This window comes from Streptomyces griseorubiginosus, from assembly GCF_017614965.1.
GTDB lineage: Bacteria > Actinomycetota > Actinomycetes > Streptomycetales > Streptomycetaceae > Streptomyces > Streptomyces griseorubiginosus_B.
This window is the reverse complement of record NZ_WVUG01000430.1, coordinates 1-6,030: the sequence shown is the minus strand read 5'-3', so window position 1 is coordinate 6,030 and position 6,030 is coordinate 1. Positions and strand designations below refer to the sequence as shown.

The 6,030-nt window shown below is 70.7% G+C and carries 4 protein-coding genes; 3 read left to right on the top strand and 1 reads right to left on the bottom strand.

Annotated features, from left to right (window positions below):
• The 3 genes from GRC12_RS41020 to GRC12_RS41010 all read left to right on the top strand — a co-directional run.
• Nucleotides 1-1,544: LCP family protein (locus tag GRC12_RS41020; RefSeq protein WP_244374546.1), on the top strand; the 1,544-nt coding region annotated here is incomplete at its 5' end.
• Nucleotides 1,545-1,598: 54 nt separating this feature from the next.
• Entirely contained in the window at nt 1,599-3,119 is a 1,521-nt protein-coding gene (locus GRC12_RS41015; protein ID WP_208785538.1) for an LCP family protein, read from the top strand.
• 122 nt (nt 3,120-3,241) lie between these two features.
• Entirely contained in the window at nt 3,242-4,798 is a 1,557-nt protein-coding gene (locus GRC12_RS41010) for an LCP family protein (protein WP_208785537.1), read from the top strand.
• A 27-nt stretch (nt 4,799-4,825) separates the two neighbouring features.
• On the opposite strand, the gene GRC12_RS41005 is transcribed toward GRC12_RS41010, so the two are convergent.
• Nucleotides 4,826-5,869, bottom strand: coding sequence for a glycosyltransferase family 2 protein (locus GRC12_RS41005; RefSeq protein WP_208785536.1), 1,044 nt, complete (start codon nt 5,867-5,869; stop codon nt 4,826-4,828).
• Nucleotides 5,870-6,030 lie beyond the last annotated feature (161 nt).

Here is a 6,030-nt window from a genome sequence, read left to right as displayed (position 1 = left end):
GATCGGGGGACGGGCCAGGGGCGGGGCACCGGCGGCAGCAGCCGCGGCGGCGCGGGCGCCGGGTGCTGAGATGGTCGGCGACCACGCTGGCGGTGCTGATACTCGGGACGGCCGGCGCCGGATACCTGTACTACGAGCACCTCAACGGCAACATCCACAAGGGCGAGCGCAGCAGCGGCGACGCCAAGGCGCAGAAGAGCAGGGCCAACGCGGCCGGCCAGACGCCGCTGAACATCCTGCTGATCGGCTCCGACAGCCGTAACTCCGACGAGAACGTGAAACTCGGCGGCGCCAAGTACGACCGGGGCAGCCCGCCCCTCGGCGACGTGCAGATGCTGATCCACCTGTCCGCGGACCGCAAGAGCGCCGCGATGGTGAGCATCCCGCGCGACACCCGGGTCGACATCCCCAAGTGCACCGACCCCAAGACCGGCAAGGTCTACCCGGCGACCAACACCATCATCAACGAGTCGCTGGCCCGCGGCGGCGCCGGCTGCACGCTGGCCACCTGGGAGAACCTCACCGGGGTCTACATCGACCACTGGATCACGATCGACTTCTCGGGCGTGGTGCAGATGGCGGACGCCATCGGCGGCGTCGACGTCTGTGTACGGCAGAGCGTGTGGGACCGGCCGACGGCCGCGGTGCCCGGCGGCTCCGGGCTGAAGCTGACGGCCGGCACGCACAAGGTCAAGGGCAAGCAGGCGCTGCAGTGGCTGCGCACCCGGCACGCCTGGGGCAGCGACCCGCTGCGGGCCAAGGCCCAGCACATGTACCTGAACTCGATGATCCGCACGCTCAAGGGCCAGAACGTCTTCACCGACACCGGGCGGCTGATGGACCTGGCCGAGGCGGCCACGAAGTCCCTGACGGTCTCCGAGGAGATCGGCTCCCCCAAGAAGCTCTACGACCTGGGCATGCAGCTGAAGTCGGTGCCGACGGACCGCATCACGAGCCTGACGATGCCGAACGTCGAGGACCCGCAGAACAAGGACCATCTCGTGCCCGACGGCGCCAACGCCGACAAGATGTGGCAGATGCTCCGCGACGACGTGCCCTTCGACAAGCACGGCAAGGCGTCGGCCGCGAAGAAGACCACCGCCGAGGCCATCAAGGCCCCTTCGGCGCCGGACGACCAGATCGGCGTCACCGTCCAGAACGCCACCGCCACGTCCACGCTCGGCCCGGTGTCCGGACGCGCCGGCACGATCGCGCAGGCGCTGGTGCAGAAAGGCTTCACCAAGGCGTCGAAGGACGTGACGGGCGGTCTGACCGCGCAGCGGACCCTGGTGCGCTACCCGAGCGCCGAACTCCAGGGAGACGCCCAGCGGATCGCCAAGTCCCTCGGGATTCCGCTGAGTTCGGTGAAGCAGTCCACCGACGTCTCCGGGGTCACGCTCGTCGTGGGCGCCGACTGGCGCGACGGTACGACGTATCCGAAGGCCTCCGCCCCCAAGGCGGGCGACCTGCCGGCCGGCTCGGACGCCATCAACGGCTCCGACAAGGGCCAGTGCATGGACGTCTACGCGCCCTATCGCTGGTAGCAGGGCAACCCAACGGGCCCGTCGTAGGTCTCCTGGACGTACGGCGGGCCCGCCATGGGCGCCCAAACGCGTGGGGAGTACGGGAAATTGGGGCAGAACAGCGTGCGGCGACGCGTGCTCACGTGGTCCGCGGCCACCCTCGCCGCCCTGCTGCTGGGCACGGCCTGCGCCGGCTGGCTCTACTACCGGCACCTCAACGCCAACATCCAGCAGGCCGACCTGAACCTCGGTGACGACAAGGCGCCCGCGCCGACACCGAACACCGCCGGCCAGACCCCGCTGAACCTGCTGCTCATCGGCTCCGACGCCCGTGACACCAAGGAGAACCAGAAGCTGGGCGGGGCGCGCGAGACCTTCGGCGGCACCCCGCTGGCCGATGTCCAGATGCTGGTGCACCTGTCCGCCGACCGGACCAACCTGTCGGTCGTCAGCATGCCCCGCGACACCCTCGTACGGATTCCGAAGTGCACCGATCCCGGCAGCGGGAAGGTCCATCCGGCGAGCGAGGGGCGGGTGATGACCAACCAGAGCCTCGGGCACGGGGGTCCGGGATGCACGGTCGCCACCTGGGAGAAGCTGACCGGCATCCACATCGACCACTTCATGATGGTCGACTTCTCCGGCGTGGTGTCCATGGCCGACGCGATCGGCGGGGTGCCGGTGTGCGTGGACGCCGACATCTACTCGCACACCTCCTCCGGCCACGGCTCGGGCCTGAAACTCAAGAAGGGCACCACCTCCGTCAAGGGCGAGCAGGCCCTGCAGTGGCTGCGCACCCGCTACGGCTTCGAGGACGGCAGCGATCTCGCCCGGGCCAAGGCGCAGCACATGTACCTCAACTCGATGGTCCGCGAGCTGCGCGCCAAGGCCACCCTGCGCAACCCGGGCAAGCTCCGCACGCTCGCCGAGCGGGCCACCGGGTCGCTCACCGTCGACCCGGGCCTGGACACCGTGAAGAAGCTCTACGACCTCGCCGACGAACTGCGCCGGGTCAAGCCCGAGCGCATCACCATGACCACCATGCCCAACCGGTACGTCGGTGCCCGCGTGGAGCCCACCGAGGAGGCCCGGCAGCTGTTCCGGCTGGTGCGCGAGGACATCGCGCTGGACGGCAGGGGCGGGAAGAAGCAGCGGCCGGCCGGGGAGAGCGTGCCCGCCTCGTCGGCCGACGGCGAGATCGGCGTCCAGGTGCGCAACGGCAGCGGTACCGGCACCCTCTCCGCGGCCCCGGGACGGGCGGAAGCGGTGGCCGCGCTGCTGGTGGGCCGGGGCTTCACCCAGGCCGTGGCCGACCCGAGCGCGCCGACGGCCCAGCCGACGACCGTGGTGCGCTATCCGAGCGCCGACCTGGAGGGCGACGCCCAGCGCGTCGCGAAGGCGCTGGGGCTCCCCCCACGTTCCGTGCAGCGGTCGACGGACGTCTCCGGCGTCACCCTCGTCGTGGGCGCCGACTGGCGTCAGGACACGGCCTACCGGGCGCCCCGGGCGGACGACCGGACACCGAAGTCCGCCGAGGCCCTCAACGGGGCCGACGACGCGGCCTGTATGCAGGTGGATCCCGCATTCACATGGTGACCACAGCTGGGTCCTAACCGTCTGCTGAATGATGAGGCGCGCTCACGTCCCGGAGCCCGGAGCGCACAGGGTGAAAGGACAGGGAGTTGGCGCGAAGCGGTGTGCCCGCGGTCGAGGACACGATGTCCCTCACCCCCCGGGGCACGGAAGCGGGTCCCGGCGGACGACGGTCGAACGAGGGTGACCGCGGACGCCGCAGACGCCGCATACTGCGCTGGTCGGCGGCGGTGCTGGCGGTCGTCGTGGTCGGCACGGCGGGGGCCGGCTGGCTCTACTACCGGCACCTCAACGCCAACATCAAGAAGGACAACCTCAACAACGCCGACGCCAAGGACCGCGCGGCCGAGTCCCAGGCGAACGCGGCCGGGCAGACCCCGCTGAACATCCTGCTGATCGGCTCGGACGCCCGCGACTCCGCCGAGAACCAGAAGCTGGGCGGCGCGAAGAGCACGTACAACACCGCCCCGCGCGCGGACGTCCAGATGCTCGTGCACGTCTCGGCCGACCGCACCAACATGTCGGTGGTCAGCATGCCGCGCGACACCCTGGTCTCCATCCCCAAGTGCACCGACCCGGACACCGGCAGGGTGTACGCGGCGAGCACCGCCACCATGGCCAACGCCTCGCTGGAGCGCGGCGGCCCCGGCTGCACGGTCGCCATGTGGGAGAAGCTGACCGGCATCCACATCGACCATTTCATGATGGTCGACTTCTCCGGCGTGGTGTCCATGGCCGACGCGATCGGCGGGGTGCCGGTGTGCGTGGACGCCGACATCTACTCGCACACCTCCTCCGGCCACGGCTCGGGCCTGAAACTCAAGAAGGGCACCACCTCCGTCAAGGGCGAGCAGGCCCTGCAGTGGCTGCGCACCCGCTACGGCTTCGAGGACGGCAGCGACATAGCGCGCACCAAGGCCCAGCACATGTACATGAACTCGATGGTCCGCCAGTTGCGGGCCAACGCCACGCTCAGCAACCCCGACAAGCTCCTGAAGCTGGCCGAGACGGCGACCCGGGCGCTGACGGTGGACGACGGACTCGGCACGGTGACCAAGCTCTACGACCTCAGCAAGGAGCTCAGGGAGGTCCCCACCCGGCGCATCACCATGACGACCATGCCCTGGGTGTACACCTCGGACGGCAACCGGGTGCTGCCCCGGCCGGCCGACGCGGCGAAGCTGTTCCGGCTGGTCCGCGAGGACATCGCACTGGACGGCAAGGACAAGAAGAAGACCACGAAGCCGGCCGCCGCCGCCCGGCCGGCCCACGCGGACGACAAGATCGCCGTACAGGTGCGCAACGGTACCCGCGGCGCCACCGAGGCCGCCGTCACCGGCCGGGCGCGGACGGTCGCCGAACTGCTCGTCGGCAAGGGCTTCGACGAGGCCGTGGCGGACTCCTCGGCGCCGCTGAGCGAGGACACCACCGTCGTCCGCTACCCGAGCGCCGGCCTGAAGGGCGACGCCCAGCGGGTCGCGAGGGCCCTCGGTATCCCCACCGCCCAGGTGAAGAAGTCCACGGACGTCGGCCGGGTCACCGTGGTCGTCGGCGCGGACTGGCGGTCGGGTACGACGTACAAGGCCGCGGAGGACGACGACAGCACGCCGAGTTCGGCGAGCGCACTCAACGGCGCGGACACCACGGCCTGCATGCACGTCGACCCGGACTACACCTGGTAGTCCGGGCCGATCCGGGCCCCGCCAGGCTCAGTTGGAGGTGAGCACCGCGGGACGCCGGGACGCGATGACCTTTTTCGCGAGGGACTTGGGGCTGGTCAGAAAGCCCCAGCCCCAGCACATGTGCATGGTCGCGAGGGCGACGGGGATCTGCAGCCGGGCCTTCAGCGGCAGGCCCCGGCCTGCCGGGACGGAGCCGAGGACGATCGCCGCGAGGTAGCCGCCCGGGATCAGCAGGGCCCACGGGGTGACCAGCGCGCCCACCACGAGGCCCGCCGCGATGGCGAGCAGCGCCGTCGGCGGGGCGAGGTAGCGCAGGTTGATGGAGCCCTCGTGGTAGCGGGCCACGACATGGCGCCAACGGCCGTAGTCCTTGTACTGCTTGGCCAGCGCGCGCACGCTCGGCCGCGGCCGGTACGACACCCTCAGCTCCGGTGAGAACCAGATCAGCCCGCCCGCCTCGCGGATCCGGAAGTTCAGCTCCCAGTCCTGCGCGCGGATGAACTCCTCGTTGTAGCCGCCCTGCCGCTCCAGCGCCTCGCGCCGGAACACACCGAGGTAGACCGTCTCGGCCTCACCGGCCTCGCCGCCGGTGTGGAAGGCGGCGTTGCCGACGCCGATCCTCGAGGTCATCGCGGCGGCGACCGCCTGCTCCCAGGCGTTCTCGCCCTCGGCGTGCATGATGCCGCCGACGTTCTGCGCGCCGGTCTCCTCCAGGAGCCGTACGGCGGTGGCGATGTAGTTCGGGGAGAGCATGCCGTGGCCGTCGACGCGGACGACGACCGGGTGCCGGGATGCCTTGATCGCGGCATTCAGGGCGGCCGGTGTGCGACCCGTCGGGTTCGGCACGGTGTGGACGCGCTTGTTGGCGTCGGCCGCGGTCTCGGCGACGAGCTGGGCCGCGATCTCGTCCGTGCGGTCCGTGGACGGACCGAGGGCGATCACGACCTCCATCTCGCCGGCGTACTCCTGCGCGAGGATCGCTTCGACGGCCCCGCGCAGATGCCGCTCCTCGTTCAGGACGGGCATGATCACAGACACGGCGGGGAGCCGCACGTCGGAATTGGCGTTCATCGGTGCTCACGTTACCGCGAACGGGGGACAGCTCCGCGCCCCGCCGGGGCGGCGGACCGGGCCACAGATCGTATCGGCCTACGGTGCTCACGATCCCACGTACGGCCGTCGCCCGGAGGTGTTCCCCCTTGCCCACGCAGCCCCGGTCCGCCGCCCCAGCC